This window comes from Limnobaculum eriocheiris (genome assembly GCF_021010575.1).
Classification (GTDB): domain Bacteria; phylum Pseudomonadota; class Gammaproteobacteria; order Enterobacterales; family Enterobacteriaceae; genus Limnobaculum; species Limnobaculum eriocheiris.
Genome location: NZ_JAJNAG010000023.1, coordinates 26461 through 52069 on the forward strand (window position 1 = coordinate 26461; position 25609 = coordinate 52069).

A 25609-nucleotide genomic window follows, 5' to 3' on the forward strand; every position below is an offset into this window, starting at 1 on the left:
AATGTCCACAGAACATGTTTTGACGATGCTTAATGAGCACGAAGTGAAGTTTGTCGATTTGCGTTTTACCGATACTAAAGGTAAAGAGCAACATATTACTATCCCAGCTCATCAGGTTGATGCAGACTTTTTCGAAGATGGAAAAATGTTCGATGGCTCATCTATTGGCGGCTGGAAAGGTATCAACGAATCTGACATGGTGTTAATGCCAGATCCAAGCACTGCGCTTATCGACCCATTCTTTGATGATACGACACTGATTATTCGCTGTGACGTGCTTGAGCCAGGCACCATGCAAGGCTACGAGCGTGACCCGCGTTCTATCTCTAAGCGTGCTGAAGATTTCCTACGTTCTTCCGGTATTGCCGACACGGTGCTGTTCGGGCCAGAGCCAGAGTTCTTCCTGTTTGACGATATCCGTTTCGGCAACTCGATTGCGGGTGCTTATTATCATATCGATGATATCGAAGCAGCATGGAACACCGGTACCAAATACGAAGGTGGCAACAAAGGCCATCGTCCTATGGTTAAAGGTGGTTACTTCCCGGTTCCACCGGTTGATTCATCACAAGATCTGCGCTCTGCCATGTGTCTGACCATGGAAGAGATGGGTCTGGTAGTTGAAGCTCACCACCATGAAGTGGCAACCGCAGGTCAGAACGAAGTGGCAACCCGCTTCAATACCATGACCAAAAAAGCTGACGAAACCCAAATCTACAAATACGTGGTGCATAACGTTGCTCACGCATTTGGTAAAACCGCAACCTTTATGCCTAAACCATTAGTAGGCGATAACGGTTCTGGTATGCACTGCCATATGTCACTGGCTAAAAACGGGACTAACCTGTTTGCTGGCGACAAGTACGGCGGCCTGTCTGAAATGGCACTGTACTATATAGGTGGCGTCATCAAACATGCTAAAGCGATTAACGCACTGGCAAACCCAACCACCAACTCTTATAAGCGTCTGGTTCCAGGGTTTGAAGCACCTGTTATGCTGGCTTACTCAGCGCGTAACCGTTCTGCATCCATCCGTATTCCAGTGGTTGCCAGCCCGAAAGCACGCCGCATTGAAGTACGCTTCCCGGATCCTGCGGCTAACCCATACCTGACGTTCGCGGCACTGCTGATGGCCGGTCTTGACGGCATCACCAACAAAATCCATCCGGGCGAAGCGATGGATAAAAACCTGTATGACTTACCGGCAGAAGAAGCGAAAAATATCCCTACCGTTGCTGGCTCTCTGGAAGAAGCCCTGAATGCTCTGGATGCTGACCGTGAGTTCTTAACCCGTGGCGGCGTGTTCACTAACGATGCTATCGACGCTTATATCGAGCTGAAGCAAGAAGAGATGAACCGCGTGCGTATGGCTCCGCACCCACTGGAGTTTGAACTGTACTACAGTGTGTAATAGCGAAGCGTTATATTGCTGTTATCTACGTTAGGGTTTGAGCCCATCATTTGATGGGCTTTTTTCACCTGACCACATTGCGGGGCTTTTTTTGAAGGTTTAATCGCCGGATCCGATGATGCCCCAATTTAGTGCAAAGGAGCCACTAATGGAAAACCCAGCGCTGCCAGATACCGAGCAAATTCTTAACTCACAGATCACCTGTGTGTTAATTCTGGATTTTTCATTAGCCATTCAATACGCCAACCCTGCTGCCCAGCAGTTGCTGGTGCAAAGTTCCCGTAAGCTGTTTGGTACTCCACTGCCAAATTTGGTTGATTATCTTTCGTTAGATGTCGATCTGATGTGGTCAAGCCTGCGCGAAGGTCAGGGATTTACTGATAACGAAGTCACTATGGTGGTGGATAGCCATCTCCATGTGCTAACCCTCAGCGCTCAACTACTGGCAGATGAACATATTCTGATGGAGCTATCAGCGTTGGATAACCATCGGCGTTTAAGTCAGGAACAGTTGCAGCACTCGCAGCAGACCGCGGCAAGGGAGCTGGTGCGTGGATTAGCTCACGAGATTAAAAACCCGTTAGGAGGACTGCGCGGAGCCGCTCAACTGCTGGCTAAAGCGTTACCCGACCCTGCCTTGGTGGAATATACCAAAGTCATTATCGAACAGGCCGATCGGCTGCGTAATCTGGTCGACCGGCTGCTCGGGCCACAACATCCGGGCCAGCGGGTGGTGCAGAATATTCATCAGGTATCCGAGCGGGTCTATCAGCTATTAGTGCTGGAAAAACCGGATAATGTCACTATCGTCCGCGATTATGACCCCAGTATGCCGGAATTAATTCACGATCCGGAACAGGTTGAGCAGGTGCTGTTAAATATCGCCAGAAATGCTATGCAGGCGCTGGGGCAATCGGGAGGATCTATTACGTTAAGAACCCGAACGGCCTCACAAATGACGCTGCACGGTATTCGCTATCGCTTATGCGCCCGAATTGATATTGAAGATAACGGCCCGGGTATCCCGCCGCAACTACAGGACACCATCTTCTATCCGATGGTGAGCGGACGTGAAGGTGGTACAGGCCTTGGTTTATCCATTGCCCGTAGCCTGATTGACCAGCATCGGGGAAAAATTGAATTTAACAGTTGGCCAGGCCACACCGAATTTTCGGTCTTCCTGCCTATTCGTCAGTGAGGGTTACTATGAGTCAAGGTACAGCCTGGATTGTTGATGATGACAGCGCCATTCGCTGGGTATTAGAACGGGCACTGACCGGCGTCAATATGCAGTGCACCAGCTTTGATTCTGCTGACGAGGTTTTAATCGCGCTGGAAAAACGTGCGCCAGACGTGTTGATATCCGATATTCGCATGCCCGGTATTGATGGACTGGCTCTGCTGCAAACCATCAAGCAGAAGCACCCTTTGCTACCGGTTATTATTATGACGGCCCATTCCGATTTGGATGCGGCGGTCAGCGCCTATCAGTTTGGTGCCTTCGACTATTTACCAAAGCCATTTGATATTGACGAAGCCGTTGCATTAACCGAGCGGGCAATCAGCCACTATCGGGAGATTCGCCAGCCGGAACGGGAAATCCAAAGTAGTCGCCCAACCACCGATATCATCGGCGAAGCCCCGGCCATGCAGGATGTCTATCGCATTATTGGCCGTCTTTCTTTGTCATCGATTAGCGTATTGATTAATGGTGAATCCGGTACCGGTAAAGAGCTGGTAGCCCATGCATTACATCGCCACAGCCCGCGCGCTAACGGTAAATTTATCGCTCTGAATATGGCGGCAATTCCCAAAGACCTGATTGAATCAGAGCTGTTTGGCCATGAGAAAGGGGCATTTACCGGTGCGGGTCAGATTCGTCAGGGGCGTTTTGAGCAAGCCGATGGCGGCACCCTGTTTTTAGATGAAATTGGCGATATGCCACTGGAAGTTCAGACGCGTTTGTTACGGGTGTTAGCCGATGGACAGTTTTATCGTGTAGGCGGTTATGAACCGATTAAAGTTGATGTGCGCATTATTGCCGCCACCCACCAAAATCTGGAGCTGCTGGTAAAAGAGCATAAGTTCCGTGAAGACCTGTTTCATCGTCTTAATGTTATTCGTATTCATCTGCCCCCACTGCGTGAGCGCAGAGAGGATATTCCGCGTCTGGCGCGCCATTTCCTGCTGATCACCGCACAAGAGCTGGGGGTTGAAGCCAAGATTTTACATCCGGATACCGAACTGGCGTTAAGCCAGATGACCTGGTCAGGTAACGTTCGCCAGTTGGAAAATACCTGTCGCTGGCTCACGGTAATGGCCGCAGGAAAAGAGGTATTGCCGCAGGATCTACCGGAAGAGTTGTTTGTTGACGATGAACAGGCTCCGGAATCCCACTCCTCTGCCGCTGCATTTGATGGTCACTGGACAATACTGCTGGAGAAATGGGCAGAACAGGCGCTCTCTTCCGGTAAAGAAGATCTATTGTCCGAGGCCTTGCCTGATATGGAACGTGTGTTGCTATCGGTTGCTTTGCGTCATACTCATGGACACAAACAAGAAGCCGCCCAGTTACTTGGCTGGGGCAGAAATACCCTGACGCGTAAATTGAAAGAGCTGGATATTGAATAACCGGTTCTGACCGGCATGGATGCCGGATTAAAAAACTTTTTAATGTAATACAGCCCGCATTTTTTCTATCAAATTCTGATATTCTTGGCGCAAATCATCAAACCTACACTTTAGATACTTCTGGTGAAAATTTGTACTTTACAGATTTCATCACCTGCGTATTATGGCGACAATATTATTTCTCCAGGTCAGTACGGAGCAGGATCATGCTGGAAAGCTTAGCTAATTTATTCAACTTCAGCACCGAAGTCGGTGCGATGACAGGGCAGTCACCTCAAACCGCTTTTGCAGCTATCTTGTGCGTGATTATGTTTGTTCTATTCTCCTGATTTTCTCTTTTTGCTCTTGCGGGTAAACAGGACTAACAAAAGATAAAAAATAATGGGAAAGGTCAACGGAACATGCCTGTGTGGCAGCGTAAAATTTGAAGTTTCTCTGGAAGATTATCAGGTATCTGCCTGCCAGTGTTCGATGTGTCGGCGCTGGGCAGGGGCGTTCGCCTAACGCCCCTGCCCGGCCACTTACCCTACGGCCAATTAAAACACTGTACTGTTAGTGGACGAAATATACTCCGCGCTAAATTCAAACGTCTTTGGATTTCTATTTAAATAACCCTTGAGAATTGCTGCCGCCGTGCTTGTTGACGCAAATAAACGTCAAAACACATACAAATATTGCGGATCAATAAGCGACCTTTGCCGGTTACGTCGATACGTTTGTCATCTATGGTGACTAACCCATCTTTTTCCAGTGGAACCAGCAGTTTCAGGTCTTCTGCGAAATATTCTGCAAAGCGGATATTGTGCGCTTTTTCGATCGGAGCAAAGTCCAGGCTGAAATTACAAATCAGAGTTTTAATCACATCACGGCGGATGCAATCGTCTTCCGTCATCGCCAGCCCTTTCCACAGCGCATTGCCTTTCTCTTCAACACTGGCGTAATAAGCCTTTAAATCTTTCTGATTTTGAGCGTAAGTATCACCAATCATACTGATGGAAGAGACCCCCATGCCCAGCAAATCACTGTCGCCGTGGGTAGTATATCCCTGGAAGTTACGGTGCAAGTGCCCTTCACGCTGCGCAATAGCCAGTTCATCGTCCGGACGGGCAAAGTGGTCCATGCCAATAAACTGATAGCCATCATTGGTTAATGAACTGATGGTTTCCTGTAGGATCTCCAGCTTTTCATTAGCGGAAGGTAAATCATGATCTTTAATTTTTACCTGAGCAGCAAACCGGCTGGGTAAATGGGCATAGTTAAATACGCTCAGGCGATCCGGACTCAGTTCAGCTACGCGCTGTAGCGTAAAAGCAAAGCTTTCTGCTGTCTGCTTGGGTAGTCCATAGATCAGGTCAATATTGGTCGAGCGGAAACCCAGTGCCTTGGCGCGATTGATCAGGGCGAAAATAAACTCTTCATCCTGTTCGCGGTTTACCAGGCGCTGCACCTCTTTATTGAAGTCCTGAACTCCCATACTCATACGGTTAAAACCTTCTGAGCGCAGGTGGTCCAGAATATTCAGTTCGATTTCTCGTGGGTCAATCTCAATAGAAATTTCAGCATCCGGCTGGAAGTTAAAGTGCTGGCGCAGCATTCCCATCAGTCGGCTGATTTGCTGTTGATTCAGATACGTTGGCGTACCGCCACCCCAGTGCATTTGTGATACCTGACGGTTGCTAAACAGCGGAGCTCGGGCACGAATCTCTTGCTCCAGTACGTCAAGATATTGCTCAACTTTATGTCCCTGACGGGTGACAATCTTGTTACAACCGCAGAAATAGCAAAGCTTGTGGCAAAAAGGAATATGAATATAGAGGGAGAGCGGGCGATCAGGATATCGGGCTACCGCTGACAGAAAATCGCTTTCTCCGTACTGCTCGCTAAACTCAAGCGCCGTAGGATAAGAAGTATACCTGGGTCCGGAATAGTTATATTTCTGAATAAGGGCCAGATCCCAATCAATCATCTGTGTCGACATTTGCTCACTCCATCTTATTTTTTTGTCTCCCCGAACGTTTATTTACGTTTTTTATGGCACTGCCTTTTCTCATTCCGGGGGTTTTGGCTGAACGCCAACTGTGTTTTAGTTGGTTCAGCCACAATAGTCTACCTAATAACCAGACCAGATAACATGCCAGTATCACAGCTGGTAACAGGAATAGTAACTGCATTATTTGGTTATTTATTCTTGTGGACTGTTTCTTTTGAGCAATTTGACAATATCTTCTTTCGGCTCTTGAGGCTCATCCAACAGATCGTCTTCATCATCGCCTAAATCTATGCCTAAAATAGACATCAGCTCATCAATACGGTCAAGGGTATTGTCCACATAGCGTTGTTCTGCTGCTGACAGCTCTTTGCCATCATCAATGGCATCCAGCAACTCATTCAGGCGATCGTCATTTTCTAACAGGGCCAATTCTTGCTCAGGCGGTACACTGGTAGCTTTTGGTGGTTTAGGGGCTTTAGGCTTGGCCACCACAGACTGATTGCCTTCAACTATTAACGGAACCGGCGTTTTACTACCGATGCGCGGGTCTTTAAAAGCTCCGACAGATTTCTGATTTTTCCCGGACTGGGAATCAACATTAGTACGTGCGCCTGCTGAATTTCCCCGATGTTTTTTCGCACGCTTGCGCGCCCGAGCCTCGGCATCAACTTCTTCACGACTTTTACGCTTTACTTTGGCGACTTTGTTGTTGCCTTTGACGGTATTTTGCGGCTGCTTCATAGCGAATTCTCTAAAGTGGAGATATTGGGTCGGAATCTAGCAGAAACCAAGAAAAAAGGCGACAGAGTTATCTGTCGCCTTAATCTCGAACTATTAAAGGAAAAAATATTTCCTAATCTCATCCCTGTGAACAAACAACGTCCCGGTCTATCCTTTTGTTATAATCCAATCCCTGGTAATTGCCCTGGTTCTCTTCCTGGAGAAACATGCTCATCCCTAGTGCTGTCCTTAGCTCTGGCTCTTCCTGAACTACGCCTCTGCGTATCCTGACGTCCTTATCCGTGTTACTATCCTGTATCACGCTACCTAATTCCGTTAGGTATTTCCTTCTTACTCTGTAAACATCATCCTGATGTTTCCATGAGATTCACATCCTGTGAATTTCTATCCTGGTGCATCCCCTTGCTTGATGTGTACTTTACTATGCTGCTCCGGCTAAACAAGTAACTAACTGGTATTAATACTAGGTTTTTTCTGTCCTACAAAATAACAGACTGATAATAAACACATTAAATTATAGGGGTAATGCAAAAAGAGGAGATTGCCCTGCTTTTCTATGGCAAATGTCTCACAAGGATTAGCTGGTTATTACAACAATACCTGCTAGCAACAGGGAAAAATGACAATAAACTCACCCTTTCTTACGGAAGACAGTATAATTGCCAGCCAAATTTGCTATTCGCGGAGACGAACGTTTTGACACTGAAAAACTTTAACTATCATAAGACACATTTCGTCACCAGCGCCCCGGACATTACCCACCTGCCTGCCGATTTTGGTATTGAGATCGCCTTTGCCGGCCGTTCTAATGCGGGAAAGTCCAGCGCTCTGAATACGCTGACCAATCAAAAAAACCTGGCCCGTACCAGTAAAACACCGGGGCGAACCCAGTTAATTAACCTGTTTCGGGTTGAAGAAAATCTTCATTTAGTGGATCTACCAGGCTATGGCTATGCGGAAGTTCCGGAAGAGATGAAACGTAAATGGCAACGCGCACTGGGTGAATACCTGCAAAAGCGTGAATGCCTCAGAGGTCTGGTCGTGTTGATGGATATTCGCCACCCGCTAAAAGATCTGGATCAGCAGATGATTCAATGGGCCGTAGACGTCAACTTACCGGTCATGATTTTGCTGACTAAGGCTGACAAACTGGCTTCCGGAGCCCGTAAAGCTCAGCTCAATATGGTACGCGAAGCGATTTTACCGTTTCAGGGAGATATTCAGGTTGAGATGTTCTCATCCCTGAAGAAGCTTGGGGTTGATAAACTGCGTTTGAAGCTGGATGAATGGTTTAATCTGGATTATGAGCAGAGTGATGAAGTGTTTGATGACCAGCCGGCAGAGTAAATCCCGCCTTTTTCTTTCCTGAATTTCAGATAAAAAAACGCCCCATTCAAACGAATGGGGCGGCTAATATAAAGCCAATCCTATTACAGGGTTGAAAAATAGAACATCTTACCTCTGTACCCTACAGCGCTCACTCTACTCCATTTCTCACACAGGGAAAAGCAATTTTTGTAAAAAAATTACAAACACTTTGATTGTATATCGAGACTGTTATCACAAAAAAACGCAGTTTATGTAGTTTAGTTACATAAGTATCAATACTGAAGGCACAAAAAGTGATTATCTATCAAGGTATCTGGAAATAAAAAGACCCCAATGTTCATCACATTGGGGCCCGTTAAAGCCGCTAAAAATGGTGTATTAGTGCGCTTCGTCCCAGTTCATTCCAACCCCAACATCAACTTTCATTGGTACAGCGAGTTTTACACACTGCTCCATAAGCTGGCGGATAGTTTGCTCTGACGTCTCCAGCACTGATTCATGGACCTCAAACACCAGTTCATCGTGTACCTGCATAATCATTTTCACCAGTGGCTTATCTTGCTTTTGTAGCCAGTTATCCACTTCTATCATGGCGGTTTTAATGATATCTGCCGCAGTACCCTGCATTGGCGCGTTAATGGCTGCCCGTTCAGCCCCTTTACGACGCATACCGTTACTGGCTTTAATGTCCGGCAGATATAAGCGCCGGCCAAACAGCGTCTCAACATAGCCTTGTTCAGATGCCTGCACGCGGGTGCGCTCCATATACTCCAGTACACCCGGATAGCGCTCAAAGTAGAGGTCCATATAACGCTGGGCTTCGCCGCGTTGGATCCCCAACTGGCGCGCCAGACCAAATGCGCTCATACCATAGATCAAACCAAAGTTAATGGCTTTAGCACTGCGGCGTTGCTCCCCGGTCACCTGCTCAAGTGGCATACCAAATACTTCTGCCGCCGTTGCCCGGTGGATATCTTTCCCCTGAGCAAAGGCATCCAGCAATCCTTTATCCCCTGACAGATCGGCCATAATTCTTAATTCAATTTGAGAATAGTCAGCCGCCATAATCCGGTAACCCTGAGGAGCAATAAATGCCTGACGAATACGGCGACCTTCTTCGTTACGCACCGGAATATTTTGCAGGTTAGGGTCGCTTGATGAGAGGCGCCCGGTTGCCGTCACCGCCTGATGGTAAGAGGTATGCACCCGCCCGGAAACCGCATTCACCATAAGCGGCAGTTTATCCGTATAGGTGGTTTTCAGCTTGGCCAAACCGCGATGTTCTAAAATCACTTTCGGCAGTGGATAGTCCAGCGCCAGTTCTGCCAATACCTCTTCATTCGTAGAAGGTGCCCCGCCCGGCGTTTTTTTCAGTACCGGCAATTTTTGTTTTTCATAGAAAATCGCCTGTAATTGTTTAGTCGAAGAGAGATTAAACGGCTCTCCCGCCAGCTCATGAGCCTGCTCTTCCAATTCTTTTAAACGTTGAGCCAATTCAGTCGAATGCTGATTTAAAATCTGTGCATCAATCAGGACACCCGTGCGTTCCATACGTGATAGCACCGAAACCAGCGGCATTTCAATCTTACGGAAAACCCGCTCCAGACTCTGCTCTTGCTGTAGCTTTGGCCACATCGTCTGATGTAATCGTAACGTGACATCTGCATCTTCTGCGGCATAAGGGCCAGCCTGCTCGATGGCTAACTGGTTAAACGTCAGTTGGTTTTTACCTTTGCCCGCCAGCTCATCAAAACTGATGGTTTTATGATTCAGATAGCGACCTGCCAGACTATCCATATCGTGGCGCCCGGCAACACTGTCCAGCACATAGGACTCCAGCATGGTGTCAAACTCAATACCGCGTAAATTAATGTCATAACGAACCAGCATACTTTGGTCAAATTTCAGGTTTTGACCAATTATCAAGGTTTTCTCGCTTTCCAACAGCGGCTTCAGGGCTTTTAACACCTCTTCAGCACTCAGTTGATCCGGAGCACCAATATAGTCATGACCAAAAGGAACATATGCGGCCTTACCGGCTTCAATCGCAAAGGAAACCCCCACCAGATTGGAACTCATATAGTCCAGACCATCGGTCTCAGTATCGAAAGCAAACAGTTCGGCCTGCTCCAGCTGCTTTAACCAGCGGTTAAAGCTATCCCAGTCGAGGATAACTTCATAGCCTTCCTGGGATAACGTGGCGGAAACTTCCGGTGCAGCGGCCGCAGCCTGATAGGCAACCGGGGCAGGTTTACCGGCGGCGCTGCTCTTACTACCAGCTTTCAGCGTGCCGGTGCTTTCCAGCTCTGCCAGCCAGCGTTTAAACTCATAGCGAGCAAACAGCTCACGCAATTCATCCACTTCAGGTTCACGTAGAGCCAGATCCTGCTCGTTAACCTCCAGCCCCACATCGGTTTTAATGGTAGCCAACTTATAAGAAAGGTAAGCGGCATCTTTATGCTGCTCCAGTTTTGCCGCCATGGTTTTCGCTCCGCGAAAACTCAAATCTGCAATTTTATCCAGCTGGCTGTATAAGGTGTCTAAACCACCCAGCCCCTGTAACAATGCCTGAGCCGTTTTTTCACCAACGCCGGGAACGCCAGGAATGTTATCGGAAGAGTCTCCCATTAATGCCAAGAAATCGATAATCAGCTCAGGCGGTACACCATATTTTTCACAAACTTCTTCCGGGCCAAGAATGGTGTTATTCATGGTATTAATCAGCGTAACCTGCGGCGTGACCAGCTGTGCCATGTCTTTATCACCGGTACTGATTAAAACATCACGCCCTTTTGCCGCAGCACTCAGCGCCAGAGTACCGATAACATCGTCAGCTTCCACGCCGGGAATCACTAATAGCGGGATCCCCATCGCTTTTACCATTTGATGCAAGGGTTCTATCTGGGCACGCAGGTCATCCGGCATTGGTGGACGATGAGATTTATACTCAGCAAACAGTTCATCACGGAAAGTTTTTCCCTTGGCATCAAATACCACCACAATATGACTGGGCTGACATTGAGCTATCAGGCTGCGTAACATATTCAATACGCCATACATCGCCCCTGTAGGCACCCCTTCACGGTTAGTCAGCGGTGGAAATGCGTGGAACGCGCGGTAAAGATAAGAGGAGCCGTCAACTAGCACCAGTGGATTTTCTGCAATCTTAGCCATAATAAAATGATTCTTTGCTGTTTGATTCATCAATAGTGGTAAGCATGCCATAGCTGAGACCAGGAAACGAATAGCTTATTTAACTTTAGCGATACAGACAGAAAAAAAGTCCATGCATTGAGCTGAAAAATCTGTGGATAACTCTGTGAGTAAAAGTAAGTATATGTTATACAACAACAGGATAGCCCCCTGAGAATCAGAAATAAACATTAATAAATCAAATAGATATATATAAAATTGAAGTTTACACGCAAAAGATGGCACGATCTTCAACTGTGGATATTTGATTTATCAGTGATTCATATCTGTCAAGAGCTATGGTTCCCTTTTCTGACAATTAACCGAATAATTTTAGTAAAAAATGGGATAAAAGAGAGTTCATCTGAAAGCTACCCGGCACATCAAACTATCTCATTATAAAAACCATCACAACAACACATTCCTTCTAAAATTATCTCTGATGTCCGCTTCATCCTCAGACCAAAAGGTCGGAATAAAGCAACAACCAATACCCTCCGGTATACTTTTCCACCCCTTCGCAAATTTTGTTCATTAGCGAATTTATTAATATGGTAGCCTTACGCCCCGTTATTGTTTCACCCTAACTTATTGCAATAATTTATTTTAGTTTTGGCTTTCTGTTAGAATTAAACAAAATTTGAATAATGATGAGTATTCATTGTATTGAATGCCAGTAGACCCGTAACGAAAAATAGACATGCCAAAACTGTTTGCCCCAATTATTTTTGTCATTACGACAATATTAACCATCGTCTTTACCATGCTCTGTTCCGTGCCTATGGTAATCGCTGGTATCTTGAAACTTTTGCTGCCTTTTAAGCTAGTAGGCCTTGGTGTATCTGCATTCTGTAATTTTATGATGTGGTGCTGGTGTGTTTCTCTGGCGCTTATTTTGAAGATCACTAACCGCATTGAATGGGATATTGAAGGTGCGGAAGATCTCAGTAAGCAAAACTGGTATCTACTGATTAGTAACCATAAGAGCTGGACGGATATCGTCTCTCTGTGTGTCGTTATGCGTAACCGCATTCCAATGAATAAATATTTTCTTAAGCAACAGTTGGCCTGGGTTCCCTTTATCGGTATCGCCTGCTGGGCGCTGGATATGCCCTTCATGCGTCGTTACTCGCGTACTTATCTGCTCAAACACCCGGAAAAGCGCGGTAAAGACATTGAAACCACTCGCCGTTCCTGCGAAAAATTCCGTGACCATCCCACCACCATTGTTAACTTTGTAGAAGGTTCACGTTTTACCGAAGAGAAAAGAGAACAGCTGAACTCGCCTTATCAGCATCTTTTACCGCCAAAATCAGCGGGTATTGCGTTGGCACTCAACGTGCTGGGTGCACAATTTGATCGTATCCTTAACGTCACCCTTTGTTACCCTGAAAACGAAGATAAGACCTTTATCGATCTGTTGAGCGGCCAAATGAAGCGTATTGTAATACGTATCGAAACCCTGCCGGTAGATGACAGTATCCGGGGCGACTATCTGAATGATAAGGTGTTTAAGCGCCAGTTCCAGCAGTGGTTGCACGAGGTCTGGCAGAAGAAGGATCAATTGCTCGATCAGCTAAAAGTACAATTTAATAAGTCGCGGTAATAGATTTCCATTTAAACTTAAACGTTCAAAATCATAAAGGCCCGCATCTCTGCGGGCCTTTATCTTTATCTTTTCGTATTCAATTAGTTTCTGATGAAAACCTGTCTGTCACCAATATCCTAACCACTTCCACCACGCTCCACCGACGATTATCCAGATGGTCAGGTTAACCACACTCAAAATAAATCCGGTTTTCCACCATTCGGTTAGCGATACATAGCCGGAACCAAAGATAATGGGCGCAGTACCCGTACCGTAATGGGTTAGCGACATCATTAATGAGGAAGCAAAGGCGAGAATCAGCCCCAACAGCGCTGGGGGTGCACCAAGCGCTAAACCTGCGGCAAAGAAGGCGGCAAACATAGCAGTTATGTGTGCCGTGGTACTGGCAAAGAAATAATGGGAATAGACATAAACCAGCGTCAACAGAATAGTACCGCCAATCCAGCCAATACCCAGATGATCAATAGCGCCACCAACCGTCTGTGAAAGCCAGCTAATCAGGCCCAGTTTACCGAGGAAGGTCGCCATCATCACCAGCGCAGAGAACCACACTACCGTATCCCAGGCACCTTTATTCTTCAGCAAATCTTCCCAGCTCAGAACACCGGTCATCAGTAAAATAGAGAGACCTATAAACGCCGCAGTAGTAGGATTTACCGCCCAGCCCGCCCCCATAAAGAAAGCCGGAATTCCTGCCCACATCACCAACAGTAACCCAAAGACTGCCAAAGTGATCTTCTCAGACAACGATATCGGCCCCAGCTCACGCAGTTTGTCTTTAGCAAACAGAGGAGCATTTGGCGTGCTTTTAATCTCTGGTGGATATAACCAGTAAATCACCAGCGGAACCACAAGTAATGAAACAATAGCAGGAATCAGCGCAGCGATGGCCCACATTCCCCAGGTGAATTCAATACTGGGGTCCGTTCCCTTAATGATTAACGCAACAATCAGCGGGTTAGGTGCCGTAGCCGTAATAAACATCGCTGATGTAATAGGGTTAATATTGTAGTTCACCAGAGAAAGATAACGTCCAATCTTCTCCGTTGAGCCGGGTTCTGGCTTAGAGTTAAAGCTGTCGGCAATAGAACGCATAATCGGGTGAATAATGCCACCGCCCCGGGCAGTATTACTCGGCGTAACCGGTGCCAGCGTAGTTTCAGCAATTGCCAGCGCGTAGGCAATTCCGAGGGTCTTTTTACCAAACAGAGAAATAAAGTAGTAACCGATACGTGCGCCTAAACCAGTTTTATTCAAACTTTGCGAAACCATAATGGAAATACCAATCAACCAGATAAGTTGATTCGAAAAACCACTTAGCGCATCGTTTAGTGCATCCCCTGGCTTACCGGGATTGGTCACTCCCGTCAGTGCAACCAGCGCAATGGCGACGATTGAGATGGCACCAATAGGCATCGCCTTACCGATAATGGCGGCAATGGTTCCTACAAATAGCGCCAGCAAATGCCAGGCATTCGGTGTTACCCCCTGAGGCACTGGAATAACAAACCAGATGATCAGAGCAATCGCAATCGCAATAAGAGAAGGGACAGGTCTTAGCGGAGTCATTTTATCCATAATATTATCTACTGATTCATATAGAGTGGGGATCTCAGAAACAGAACTGAGACAAATTCAGGCAAAACAGCGCCCTTGTTACACCATCAAATGAGTTAATTTTAGGATCGAAGAACCGGGCGTTTTAATAAAAAAACGCTTTGATATCATGCAATACAAAATCATTTCATTTCACATAATTTAAACAAAACTTATCATACTGATTTTATAAAATCAGAACAGACATATTGTTTAAAAAAGCCAGGTGACTACAAAATTTTAACAACAAAGGGGTAGTTGATTTTCCAACAGGCTGTTTCGACAATATATAAGCCAAAACAACCTGTTGGAATGGGTAGGGCAAATTAGCTGTGTAACAGAGAAATATCCGCCACTTTCAGGAACAGTTCGCGTAATTTACTCAGTAATGTCAGACGGTTAACCCGGATAGCATCATCCTCAACCATCACCATAACTTTATCAAAGAAAGCATCAACGTATTCACGCAGATCCGCCAGCTCAACTAACGCTTCCTGATAACGGCCTTCTTCAAACAGTGGTTCCAGCTTATCGCGTAATACGGCCATTTGCGTTACCAGATGAATCTCTTCTGGCTCTTTGAGTATCGCCACATTAGTTCTTTCATGTAACGTGTCCGTTGCCTTAGACAGAATATTTGATACCCGTTTATTAGCCTCAGCCAGTGAAGCCGCAGCATCCAGCGAACGAAAGTGTGATACTGCCTTAACCCGTGCATCAAAATCAGCCGGTTTGGTCGGACGACGAGCTAATACTGCCAAAATCACATCAATGCTGTAGCCAACGTCCAGATACCAGGTACGGAAACGACCCAGCATAAACTCAACCACATCATCAGTAACATTGGTATTAGTTAGCTTATCGCGGTATAAACGCACGGCTTCTTCCGTTAATGTCACCAGATCTAACGGCAAATTCTTCTCAACGATAATACGCAATACACCCAACGCCGCACGACGCAGTGCAAAGGGGTCTTTATCCCCTTTCGGGTTTTGACCAATACCAAAAATACCCGCTAAGGTATCCATCTTATCGGCAATCGCTACCGCACAGGCAACCAGAGAATTAGGCAGATCGTCACCGGCGAAACGTGGCATATACTGCTCATTCAAAGCGACCGCCACTTCTTCGTCTTCACCATCAAAACGGGCATAGTGCATTCCCATCACGCCCTGCGTGTCGGTAAATTCAAACACCATGTTGGTCATCAGGTCACATTTAGACAGTAAACCTGCACGAGTCGCTTTATTCACGTCGGCGCCAATCTGGCTGGCAATCCACCCCGCCAGCGCCTGAATACGATCGGTTTTGTCACGCACGGTACCCAGTTGCTGTTGGAACAGAACGGTTTCCAGACGCGGCAGGCGATCTTCCAGACGGTGCTTACGGTCAGTATTAAAGAAGAATTCGGCATCCGCCAGACGTGGACGAACCACCTTCTCATTACCGGAGATAATCTGCTGTGGATCTTTAGATTCAATATTGGTCACGAAGATAAAGTTCGGCATTAAGCGACCCTGATGGTCGTACACCGGGAAGTACTTTTGATCGCCCTTCATGGTGTGTACTAATGCTTCCGACGGAACCGCCAGAAACTTCTCTTCAAATTTAGCGGTTAACACCACCGGCCATTCCACCAGTGAAGTCACCTCTTCCAGCAGGCTTTCGCTAATATCAGCAACGCCGCCAAGTTTATCGGCAGCGGCTTCAGCATCACGCTTAATCAGTAGCTTACGGGTATCATAATCGGCGATCACTTTGCCGCGTTCGATCAGAATTTTTGGATACTGATCGGCGCTGCCAATAGTAAACTCCGGCTCACCCATAAAGCGGTGGCCGCGAATAATGCGATCGGATTGGATGCCCAGAATAGTTCCTTCGATCAGCTCACTACCGTACAGCATAGTGACAGTATGAACCGGACGGATAAACTGAGTCTCTTTATCACCCCAACGCATTGGTTTAGGGATTGGCAATTTAGCCAGTGACTGAGCCACCAGATCCGCCAACAGTGCCTGTACCGGCTGGCCTTTAACCTGAGCACGGTACATCAACCATTCGCCTTTATCCGTTACCAGACGTTCAGCCTGCTCAACGGTAATACCGCAACCACGAGCCCAGCCTTCTGCGGCTTTGCCTGGCTTACCTTCAGCATCAAACGCCTGAGAAATGGCCGGACCGCGTTTTTCAACTTCACGATCGGGCTGTGAACTCTGTAATTCCGTGACTTTCAGAGCCAGACGACGCGGCGCAGCAAACCACTCAACCGCACTGTAGGACAAGTTAGCGCTGTCCAGTTCCGCTTTAACATTTGCAGCAAAAGATTCGGCAAGAGAGCGAAGCGCCTTCGGTGGCAACTCTTCCGTGCCGATTTCCACAAGGAAAGTTTGTTGAGTCATGGCGTTCTCTTAAACCTTTTTCTTATCACACATAGGGAAACCTAACGCCTCACGAGAAGCATAGTAAGCCTCAGCAACCGCTTTGGTCAGTGTACGAATACGCAGAATATAGCGTTGGCGTTCGGTTACAGAGATCGCTTTACGGGCATCCAGCAGGTTAAAGCTATGGGCCGCTTTCAGAATTCGCTCATAGGCCGGTAACGGCAGCGGCGTTTCTAATGCCAGTAGCTTCTGCGCCTCTTTTTCATACTGCTCAAAGCAGCTGAACAGAAAATCTGTGTCGGCATATTCAAAGTTATAGGTAGACTGTTCTACTTCGTTTTGATGATAGATATCACCATAAGTCGTCTTACCGAAAGGACCATCGCTCCAGACTAAATCATAAACGCTGTCCACGCCCTGAATATACATCGCCAGACGTTCAAGCCCGTAAGTGATTTCACCCGTTACTGGTTTACACTCCAGACCGCCAACCTGTTGGAAATAGGTAAACTGGGTCACTTCCATTCCGTTTAACCATACTTCCCAGCCAAGACCCCAGGCACCCAACGTTGGGTTTTCCCAGTTATCTTCAACAAAACGAATATCGTGTATGGTCGGATCCATGCCCAGCTCTTTCAGTGAGCCAAGATACAGCTCCTGGATATTGTCCGGAGAGGGTTTGATAATGACCTGAAACTGGTAGTAGTGCTGTAAGCGGTTAGGGTTTTCACCATAGCGACCATCTGTCGGACGGCGTGAAGGCTGCACATAAGCAGCGGCTATTGGCTCAGGCCCTAAAGCCCGCAGGCAGGTTATTGGATGCGACGTACCAGCACCGACTTCCATATCCAATGGTTGGACAATGGTGCAGCCCTGACGCGACCAATAATCCTGTAATGTTAGGATTAATCCCTGAAAGGTTTTATTATCGAACTTCTGCATGTTGGATCCGCGCGCGATAGAGTTTAATTAATGTAGCCAATAAGTATACCTATAGACGACCAGATGTGCAGCTCTAATCCATACCGGACACAGGATTTTGTTAAGAATCAGGGGAAATATATGCAACGTTGCCGTTGGGTTAATCAGGATCCACTTTACATTGAGTACCATGATAACGAATGGGGTAAACCCGTTCGCGATAGTCAAAAACTGTTTGAGAAAATTTGTCTGGAAGGGCAACAAGCCGGACTGTCATGGATTACCGTACTGAAAAAACGCGAAGTTTACCGCCAATGTTTTCACCACTTTGATCCGGTAAAGGTCGCCGCCATGACGGAAAAGGACATTGATAAACTCATGGAGAACCCGGGACTAATTCGACATCGCGGTAAGCTGGAAGCCATTGTGCATAATGCTAAAGCTTATCTGACCATGCAGGCTGCGGGTGAAGACTTCACCACATTTATCTGGTCGTTTGTGAACAACCAGCCAATTCTCAATCATCTTTCGATGAAAAAGCCCGAAGAATTTCCTGCTTCCACCCCGATTTCTGAAGCAATGGCAAAAGCGCTAAAAAAGCGTGGTTTTAAATTTTTCGGCGCCACCACCTGCTATGCTTTTATGCAATCAATGGGGTTGGTTAATGACCATATGATTGAATGTTTCTGCCATCCGGACAATCAGGCGTGATTCGTCGCTATCAGGCACAGGATCTGGATGCGCTAATGGCGTTGTGGTTAACCACCACCATTAACGCGCATCCCTTTATTGAGCAATCATACTGGTATGAAAGTGAACCTTTGGTTCGCGATGTCTATATTCCTGACGCAACCAGTTGGGTCTGTTGTGAAAACGATAAGATTATCGGTTTTATCAGCGTGATGGAGCAGCAGTTTATCGGAGCGCTGTTTGTGGATTTTAGCCAGCAGGGAAAAGGCATTGGTAAGGCACTAATTGATCAAGTAAAAATGCATTACCCCAGATTGTTACTTGAAGTCTACCGGGAAAATACTCATGCGCTTCAATTTTATCTGGCAATGGGTTTTCATATTGTCAGTGAACAACCCCATCCGGAAACCGAACAGATAACCCTCATTATGCAATGGCAAGCCCCATTAATCGCTGCCTGACGACACTCTTTAGCCTTGCAAAGGTAATTAAGTGCCGTGGTAAAACCCGTTTAGCCACGCACTTAATTACTCTTTTCCCCCTTATCAGCCTGCTATAATTGTAAAGGTACAAGCCTGATACCAGTGGCAAAAATTATGTTATTACGCCGTATAACGGCCTTCTTACGGTTGTTAAAGAAGTGTCCTGTAATTGAAAAATTTACGTAAAGAAACTTTCTTTCCGCAAAAATTAAGCTTTAATCTGCTGTATCAGGATGTCGGTTTAACAAGGTACAGATTATGAAAAAGTTTATTGCTGCAGTTGTCGTAGTTACATCAATGCTGTCATTGGCAGGTTGTGCAAATCCATATGGTGGAAGTAATCCCAATAATAACCAGGCGGCAAACGTAGGTGTTGGTGCAGGGGTTGGGGCCGTTGTTGGCGCCGGTATTGGTGCATTATCTTCGTCACACAAAGATAATACTAAGGGAGCCCTGATTGGTGCTGCCGCAGGTGCTGCGGTTGGTGCTGCTTCCGGAGCTATTCTGGGCAACAGCTCAGGTCAGTAATTCTGTTTAAGGTATATGTATGAAAAAGTTTATGATTGCCACGGTTATTGCGCTTAGCGGAACATTAGTCGTTTCGGGTTGTACGACTAACCCTTATACCGGTGAATCACAAGTTGGCGACTCTGGCATTGGTGCCGGTATTGGTGCTGCAGTTGGCGCCGGGATAGGCGCGCTGTCATCATCCAAGAAAGACCGTGGTAAAGGTGTCCTGATTGGTGCCGCTGCCGGTGCGGCGCTTGGTGGTAGTGTTGGTTACTATATGGACGTTCAGGAAGCTAAACTGCGTGAAAAAATGGCAGGTACTGGCGTGAGCGTAACCCGCTCTGGCGATCAGATTATTCTGAATATGCCAAATAATGTTACTTTTGATACCAATAGCAGTACGCTGAAACCTGCGGGTGCTAACACCCTGACCGGTGTTGCCATGGTATTAAAAGAGTACAACAAGACCGCCGTGAATATTCTTGGTCATACCGACAGCACGGGTTCGCGTCAGTTAAACATGACCCTGTCTCAACAACGAGCTGACAGCGTAGCCAGCTCGTTAATTACTCAGGGCGTTGCCGCTAACCGTATTCGCACCCAGGGTGTTGGTCCGGATCAGCCAATTGCCTCTAACAGTACAGAAGATGGTAAAGCGCAGAACCGTCGTGTGACGATCACGTTGAGTCCATTGTGATTGGGGTTTGATGTTTTGTGAGAAACCGGCGCTGTGCGCCGGTTTTTTTATGGCTGGTAAACTATTTTGAGTGATTAAATCGGCAACTGAGGATATTTCGGCCGTAAAAATGATATTGCGTATATCGCCTTAGTGCTCGGCCGAAAGGGCCATATACTTAAGTTTTGAGTGCGTCGGGCCTAGGCTGCCTACGGGCTGTTACAAAACACCTTCGGTGTTTTGCCCTTCGGGCCAGCGCTAGCGCTGTTCAAACAGGCTTTGCCTGTTTGTCGTTGGCTGACGCCAAGTCGACCCCCACGGCACCCTCTCCCTCCGATTAGCTTTTTTAAGCTTTGTTATCAAATATAATGTCAATGTCATCATCTCTATATTTCTTATCTTTTCTTACATTTCCCGAGCTTTGCGGTTAGATGCCAGAATATTTCCCCCGGCTATCCCCTGTTTATTCTCCACTACTTTTAGCCACTCTGCTGTTGATACGACTGCGGCAAACCGTGAATGGAAGACTACGCTGAATACCCGATGGATTTCTTCAGCAGTTGCCTTTCCGGCCTGATTTTCGTAAGGGAGGCTTCCTGTGGCGTCGGACAGAAACTCAACGCTAAATCCTGCGTGGCTGGCATGATAAATAGTGGAGGCATCGCAGTTATGGCTCATATAACCAACGATGGTTAAGGTATTCACCTGTCGGTCTTTTAACCACGCCATCAGCGCGGTTCCGGCAAACGCGTCGGGTAAACGTTTTTCAATCAATAAATCGTGATGCTGACGCTGAATTTCCGGGTGTAATTCCCACCCTTTGCTGCCTTTGGCAAATACCGGTGAGGTTTCCGCCGCACTATTTTGCACTACCACGATTGGTATTCCCTCTTTTTTGGCTACCTCCATAGTTTGGATAATATTGCTTAATGAGATCGCCACCGGTGGATACTCAATGGGTAATTCCCCCGTGAAATACTCGTTTTGCACATCAATAACCACCAATGCTCTTACCGGGTTGTTCATCAATAGTTTCCTCATAGCCGGTTAATACTTCTGCTATTTTGCAGGCTTCCTCACTTATCGGATAGTGACCTGAATGACAGATATCGATAGAATCAGGCCAATTATCTTTGCCTGAAGCCCAGGGAATTCGCATGGAACCGCTGACCACCCCAATCACCATCGCCGTTGCCGCTTATCAGGGCATTAACCCGTTTCATCTCTCTATTCCCCATACGGTATTCAGCAATGTGCTTAATCAGGATGGTACGCCCCGCTTTCGCGTAATGACCTGCGCGTTGGAAGAGAACCAGATAGAAAGCTCAATGGGATTTAGCATCACAACCCAATACGGCATTGAAGGTTTCCAACAGGCCGATATCATCATTGTTCCCTCCTGGCACCGCATTGATGTCGCCCCTCCGGAGGAATTTATTGATGTGTTAAAGCAGGCTAACCGGCACGGTGTAAAAATTGTTGGTTTATGTCTGGGTGCTTTTGTACTGGCTAAAGCAGGGCTATTAAACGGTAAGGCTGCTACCACTCACTGGAAATGGGCCAATGCTTTTAGTCTGCGTTATCCGGAAGTAGAGCTACGGGCGGCTGAACTCTACATTGATGAAGGAAATATTCTGACTTCTGCCGGTATGGCCGCCGCCATTGACTGCTGCTTACATATGTTACGGCAAATTTGCGGGGCAGAAATCGCCAATCAGGTTGCCCGCCAAATGGTGGTGGCACCCCATCGTCAGGGAGGACAGGCTCAGTTTATCGAAATTCCACTGCCGGTATCGCGACAGGATGACCGTATATCTCAGGTGCTTAACTGGGCAGCCCAACACCCTGAGCTCCCACACTCTATCGACTCACTGGCACAGAAGGGAGCGTTAAGCCGTCGCACCTTTACCCGACATGTACGACAAACCACCGGCACAACGGTGATGCAATGGCTGTTGAATCAACGTATTGCTAAAGCGCAGCGGATGTTGGAATCCGGTAACCATTCTATGGAGAAAGTCGCAGCAGAATCCGGCTTTAATACGGTGGCCTCTCTGCGCCAGCACTTTACTAAAGCGTTGAACATTTCGCCTTCATCCTACCGGAAACAATTCAAAATAAAGGCAGAACAATCAGCCAATAAATAAACCAAAAACCGGTCATGGTTTATTTATCAGTTATGGTAATGTTTGGTCACTGATAATCCATCCTATCGCAGAGGACAGGACATGAAGCCATCGATCGTCTCCTATAAGAAACTGCCCGCAGATTTACAGGACAAACTGGAACAACGTTTTTCCGTTACCGCTTTTGATTCCATTACTAATGAAAACCGCGCCGATTTTATTAAAGCCCTTGGTAAAGCTGAAGGGATTATCGGTGCCAATGAGAATATTGACCGTAAACTGTTAGAGCAGGCACCGGTACTCAGAGCGGTTTCCACCATCTCTGCAGGCTTTGATAACTTTGATGTTGATGCTCTGACTGAAAGAAAAATTCCGTTGATGCATACGCCCGGGGCTCTGACGGAGACAGTGGCAGATACCATTATGGCGCTGGTACTTGCCAGCGGTCGACGCATTGTGGAAGTGGCCGAACGGGTAAAAGCCGGAGAGTGGGAAGGCAGCGTTGGCGAAAACTGGTTTGGCACCGATGTTCACCATAAAACAATGGGGATTATTGGTATGGGCCGCATTGGTACGGCGCTGGCCCAGCGGGCGCATTTTGGTTTTGGTATGAAAATTGTTTATAACACGCGTAACCGAAATCCGGAGGCTGAAAACCGCTTCGATGCCATCCATATGGAACTGGATAAACTGCTATCCGTCGCCGATTATGTCTGCCTGATATTGCCGTTAAACCCACAAACCCGCCATTTGATTAATGCAGAGCGATTCGCGCTGATGAAGCCATCGGCCTTCTTTATTAATGCCGGACGCGGCCCGGTAGTAGACGAAGCAGCATTAATCGAAGCGTTACAGCAAGGAACCATTGCCGGTGCCGGTCTGGATGTGTTTGAAAAAGAGCCGCTGCCGACAGACTCTCCACTGCTGTCAATGTCGAATGTGGTAGCCATTCCACATATTGGTTCAGCGACGTTTGAAGCACGCTACGCCATGGCTGCCAGCGCCGTCGATAATTTAATTGCCGCCATGACGGACAGTATTGAAGGCAACTGCGTTAACCCCTTGGTTATTCGCTGACACACAAATCTGACCTTCATCTTACCGTGGCTACATCAAATCACTGTTTTTTTGATGTAGCCACGGTAAAAATGCAGTTTATTTATCAGCATAATACCGTTGGATTAGCCAAATAAACCTGTTGAATACCATATTCAACAGCGGCCAGAACAACACATCTCACCATGTGTGGTAATTACCACAGAACTTCAGATAAAAATCAGCCATCTATTCACCCGTTGCACCAACTAAAGTCTGTCGGTATGGTTAATGGTTATCCCCTCAGCCCATAACATCAATGTATTAACATGACATTTTCATCTTTTGGTAAAAAATTTACCCGTTTTTCCGGTATCACCCAGTTAATGAGTGATTTGAACGAAGGTTTACGCACTCCCGGGGCAATTATGCTTGGAGGCGGTAATCCTGCAAAAATCCCGGAGATGCAAGACTACTTTACTCAGCTTTGCGCCGATCTGCTGGCAGAAGGAAAGCTGACCGAATCAATCTGTAACTATGATGGACCACAGGGGAAAAATACCTTCCTGACCGCGCTGGCAGAGATGTTAAGCGAAGAGCTGGGTTGGCCGATTGAAGCAAAAAATATCGCGCTGACCAACGGCAGCCAAAGTGCATTTTTCTATCTGTTTAATCTGTTCGCCGGTCACCAGTCGGATGGGCAGGTGAAGAAGGTTCTGTTTCCGCTGGCACCAGAATATATCGGCTACGCGGATGTGGGGCTGGAAGAGGATCTTCTGGTGTCCTATAAGCCAACTATCGAGCTGCTGCCGGAAGGCATGTTTAAATATCACGTCGACTTTGACCATCTGCATATTGGCGATGATATTGGCGCTATCTGTGTCTCCCGTCCAACCAATCCAACGGGTAATGTATTAACCGATGAAGAGGTGATGCGTCTGGATGCGATTGCCCATCAGAAAGGGATCCCGCTGATTATTGATAACGCCTATGGCGTTCCCTTCCCCGGCATTATCTTTAGTCAGGCTACACCCTTATGGAATTTGAATACTATTCTGTGCATGAGCCTGTCTAAACTGGGCCTGCCTGGCGCCCGCTGCGGTATTATTATCGCTAATGAAGAAATCATTCAGGCCATGAGTAATATGAATGGCATTATCAGCCTGGCACCGGGCAGTATTGGCCCGGCACTGGCTTTAGAGATGATTGAACGCGGTGATTTACTTCGCCTTTCAGAGCAGGTGATCCGCCCTTTCTATCAGCAACGCGTAGAGCAAACGCTGGCGATTATCCGCCGTTATATTCCGGCAGAACGCTGTCTGATTCACAAGCCCGAAGGCGCCATCTTTCTGTGGTTGTGGTTCAAGGATTTACCCATCAGCAGCCAAACCCTGTACCAACGGCTGAAAGCCCGTGGCGTACTGATGGTACCGGGACATTACTTCTTCCCCGGTCTGGAGCAGGAATGGCCTCATACCCAACAGTGTATGCGAATGAACTATGTGCCGGAGCCGGAGTTAATAGAAAAGGGAATTATTGTTTTGGCGGAAGAGATTGAGAGGGCGCACAGAGAAGGATAAATCTGCCCTTTAAAAAATAGATAAGTAAGGGCAGTACCGACTCGCCTGCATTACAGCCGAAGCAGTGATGCAGTTTTTTGACGGGATGATAACACAGGATGGGGTTTTCTCCCGGTGGAACGGGCACAGGCAGGCAAGGCTGTCGGGTCCCTGACGCTTCAGTTTACGGTCCTGTGATTCAGCTGGCTAAGGTATTACACGTTTCTCTGGATGGTTTGGTGTTTGATGAGCATGAACGCGGCCCGTCTGATGATTTGGCTTTGCAGTTCGAAGCGGTCAGCGGGATGCCCGAAGAGGAGCGCAGAATTATTAAAGCGCTGCTGGATAGAATGATTTTGAAGTACCAGGCTAAACAGATTACTGAACGCGGCTAAAACAGGCGGCAACCTGCCCTAACCGCTAACCACAACCAACTAGAGGAGCTAGTTAATCATGGCTAACCGCGATTGTAAGTCACAACCTGCCGTTAAAGCAAAACCACCACAGCCCCGTCATTACCGCGTGGGATATGTCCCCAATGGTGGTAAAACTCAACCCAGCCCGAAGCTGATTATCAGCGGGAAGTGGCTGGAGGCGTTGGGGTTGTAAGTATCCCATCAAAACGACCCATTCACTTTTAGAGATCTTCTGACATACTGATTATGTCCCCTGAGGAGATCACCATGCGTAAAATCCGATTCACAGAGCACCAGATAATCGCCGTCCTTAA

23 protein-coding genes and 2 pseudogenes are annotated in these 25609 nt (G+C 47.2%); 16 read left to right on the plus strand and 9 right to left on the minus strand.

Annotated features, from left to right (window positions below):
* The first annotated feature begins 1 nt into the window (after position 1).
* The 5 genes from glnA to LPW36_RS18080 all read left to right on the plus strand — a co-directional run bounded on the left by glnA (position 2) and on the right by LPW36_RS18080 (position 4546).
* Positions 2-1411 carry a glutamate--ammonia ligase gene (gene glnA / locus LPW36_RS10970; protein ID WP_230609699.1) on the plus strand — a complete coding sequence of 470 codons (1410 nt, stop codon included), beginning with the start codon at positions 2-4 and terminating at the stop codon, positions 1409-1411.
* A gap of 148 nt (positions 1412-1559) precedes the next feature.
* The gene (glnL, locus tag LPW36_RS10975; RefSeq protein ID WP_230609700.1) at positions 1560-2609 is read left to right on the plus strand and encodes a nitrogen regulation protein NR(II); all 1050 of its coding nucleotides are present in this window, start codon (positions 1560-1562) and stop codon (positions 2607-2609) included.
* An 8-nt stretch (positions 2610-2617) separates the two neighbouring features.
* On the plus strand, positions 2618-4042 hold the full coding sequence (glnG, locus tag LPW36_RS10980) for a nitrogen regulation protein NR(I) (protein WP_230609701.1): 1425 nt from the start codon (positions 2618-2620) through the stop codon (positions 4040-4042).
* A gap of 206 nt (positions 4043-4248) precedes the next feature.
* Complete coding sequence (locus LPW36_RS10985; protein ID WP_230609702.1) at positions 4249-4371, plus strand: YshB family small membrane protein; 123 nt, start codon at positions 4249-4251, stop codon at positions 4369-4371.
* Positions 4372-4423: 52 nt separating this feature from the next.
* The gene (locus LPW36_RS18080) at positions 4424-4546 is read left to right on the plus strand and encodes a GFA family protein (protein ID WP_476738494.1); all 123 of its coding nucleotides are present in this window, start codon (positions 4424-4426) and stop codon (positions 4544-4546) included.
* 100 nt (positions 4547-4646) lie between these two features.
* On the opposite strand, the gene hemN is transcribed toward LPW36_RS18080, so the two are convergent.
* Entirely contained in the window at positions 4647-6020 is a 1374-nt protein-coding gene (gene hemN, locus LPW36_RS10990) for an oxygen-independent coproporphyrinogen III oxidase (protein ID WP_230609703.1), read from the minus strand.
* A 204-nt stretch (positions 6021-6224) separates the two neighbouring features.
* Entirely contained in the window at positions 6225-6773 is a 549-nt protein-coding gene (gene yihI / locus LPW36_RS10995) for a Der GTPase-activating protein YihI (RefSeq protein ID WP_230609704.1), read from the minus strand.
* Between the two features lie 696 nt (positions 6774-7469).
* Between yihI and yihA the strand changes: the two genes are divergently transcribed.
* Positions 7470-8120, plus strand: coding sequence for a ribosome biogenesis GTP-binding protein YihA/YsxC (yihA, locus tag LPW36_RS11000; protein WP_230609705.1), 651 nt, complete (start codon positions 7470-7472; stop codon positions 8118-8120).
* Between the two features lie 360 nt (positions 8121-8480).
* On the opposite strand, the gene polA is transcribed toward yihA, so the two are convergent.
* Positions 8481-11276 carry a DNA polymerase I gene (gene polA / locus LPW36_RS11005; protein WP_230609706.1) on the minus strand — a complete coding sequence of 932 codons (2796 nt, stop codon included), beginning with the start codon at positions 11274-11276 and terminating at the stop codon, positions 8481-8483.
* A 718-nt stretch (positions 11277-11994) separates the two neighbouring features.
* Here polA and LPW36_RS11010 point away from each other — a divergent pair.
* Positions 11995-12900, plus strand: coding sequence for an acyltransferase (locus LPW36_RS11010; RefSeq protein ID WP_230609707.1), 906 nt, complete (start codon positions 11995-11997; stop codon positions 12898-12900).
* A 108-nt stretch (positions 12901-13008) separates the two neighbouring features.
* Here LPW36_RS11010 and LPW36_RS11015 read toward each other — a convergent pair whose 3' ends face one another.
* The 3 genes from LPW36_RS11015 to glyQ all read right to left on the minus strand — a co-directional run bounded on the left by LPW36_RS11015 (position 13009) and on the right by glyQ (position 17822).
* Entirely contained in the window at positions 13009-14481 is a 1473-nt protein-coding gene (locus LPW36_RS11015) for a DASS family sodium-coupled anion symporter (RefSeq protein WP_230609708.1), read from the minus strand.
* 344 nt (positions 14482-14825) lie between these two features.
* Positions 14826-16898 (minus strand): glycine--tRNA ligase subunit beta, encoded by a 2073-nt coding sequence (glyS, locus tag LPW36_RS11020; protein WP_230609709.1) that lies wholly within the window; start codon positions 16896-16898, stop codon positions 14826-14828.
* 9 nt (positions 16899-16907) lie between these two features.
* Positions 16908-17822, minus strand: coding sequence for a glycine--tRNA ligase subunit alpha (glyQ, locus tag LPW36_RS11025; RefSeq protein WP_230609710.1), 915 nt, complete (start codon positions 17820-17822; stop codon positions 16908-16910).
* 120 nt (positions 17823-17942) lie between these two features.
* On the opposite strand from glyQ, the gene LPW36_RS11030 reads away from it, so the two are divergent.
* From LPW36_RS11030 to LPW36_RS11045, 4 genes are all read left to right on the plus strand, one after another.
* Complete coding sequence (locus LPW36_RS11030) at positions 17943-18512, plus strand: DNA-3-methyladenine glycosylase I (protein WP_230609711.1); 570 nt, start codon at positions 17943-17945, stop codon at positions 18510-18512.
* Positions 18509-18952: an N-acetyltransferase gene (locus tag LPW36_RS11035; RefSeq protein WP_420844771.1), complete on the plus strand. Its 444-nt coding sequence runs from the start codon at positions 18509-18511 to the stop codon at positions 18950-18952. Before LPW36_RS11030 ends, LPW36_RS11035 begins: the two co-directional genes overlap by 4 nt.
* A 279-nt stretch (positions 18953-19231) precedes the next feature.
* Positions 19232-19501 carry a YMGG-like glycine zipper-containing protein gene (locus LPW36_RS11040; RefSeq protein WP_218467554.1) on the plus strand — a complete coding sequence of 90 codons (270 nt, stop codon included), beginning with the start codon at positions 19232-19234 and terminating at the stop codon, positions 19499-19501.
* Between the two features lie 19 nt (positions 19502-19520).
* Positions 19521-20180 carry an OmpA family lipoprotein gene (locus LPW36_RS11045; RefSeq protein ID WP_230609713.1) on the plus strand — a complete coding sequence of 220 codons (660 nt, stop codon included), beginning with the start codon at positions 19521-19523 and terminating at the stop codon, positions 20178-20180.
* A 384-nt stretch (positions 20181-20564) separates the two neighbouring features.
* Here the strand turns inward: LPW36_RS11045 and LPW36_RS11050 are convergent, their stop codons facing one another.
* Positions 20565-21185: a cysteine hydrolase family protein gene (locus LPW36_RS11050; protein ID WP_230609714.1), complete on the minus strand. Its 621-nt coding sequence runs from the start codon at positions 21183-21185 to the stop codon at positions 20565-20567.
* Complete coding sequence (locus LPW36_RS11055; RefSeq protein ID WP_230609715.1) at positions 21151-21318, minus strand: hypothetical protein; 168 nt, start codon at positions 21316-21318, stop codon at positions 21151-21153. Before LPW36_RS11055 ends, LPW36_RS11050 begins: the two co-directional genes overlap by 35 nt.
* Between LPW36_RS11055 and LPW36_RS11060 the strand changes: the two genes are divergently transcribed.
* From LPW36_RS11060 to LPW36_RS11070, 3 genes are all read left to right on the plus strand, one after another.
* Complete coding sequence (locus LPW36_RS11060; protein WP_230609716.1) at positions 21317-22306, plus strand: GlxA family transcriptional regulator; 990 nt, start codon at positions 21317-21319, stop codon at positions 22304-22306. The genes LPW36_RS11055 and LPW36_RS11060 overlap by 2 nt on opposite strands.
* Before the next feature lie 81 nt (positions 22307-22387).
* Positions 22388-23362: a glyoxylate/hydroxypyruvate reductase GhrB gene (gene ghrB, locus LPW36_RS11065; RefSeq protein WP_230609717.1), complete on the plus strand. Its 975-nt coding sequence runs from the start codon at positions 22388-22390 to the stop codon at positions 23360-23362.
* 287 nt (positions 23363-23649) lie between these two features.
* Complete coding sequence (locus LPW36_RS11070; RefSeq protein WP_230609718.1) at positions 23650-24900, plus strand: valine--pyruvate transaminase; 1251 nt, start codon at positions 23650-23652, stop codon at positions 24898-24900.
* 31 nt (positions 24901-24931) lie between these two features.
* Here the strand turns inward: LPW36_RS11070 and LPW36_RS17975 are convergent.
* A pseudogene (locus LPW36_RS17975) lies at positions 24932-25083 on the minus strand (CHC2 zinc finger domain-containing protein); the annotation flags it as partial.
* Between LPW36_RS17975 and LPW36_RS11075 the strand changes: the two are divergent.
* A pseudogene (locus tag LPW36_RS11075) lies at positions 25074-25274 on the plus strand (helix-turn-helix domain-containing protein); the annotation flags it as partial. The pseudogenes LPW36_RS17975 and LPW36_RS11075 overlap by 10 nt on opposite strands.
* A 58-nt stretch (positions 25275-25332) precedes the next feature.
* Positions 25333-25488, plus strand: coding sequence for a SymE family type I addiction module toxin (locus LPW36_RS11080; RefSeq protein ID WP_230609720.1), 156 nt, complete (start codon positions 25333-25335; stop codon positions 25486-25488).
* The last annotated feature ends 121 nt before the right edge of the window (positions 25489-25609 follow it).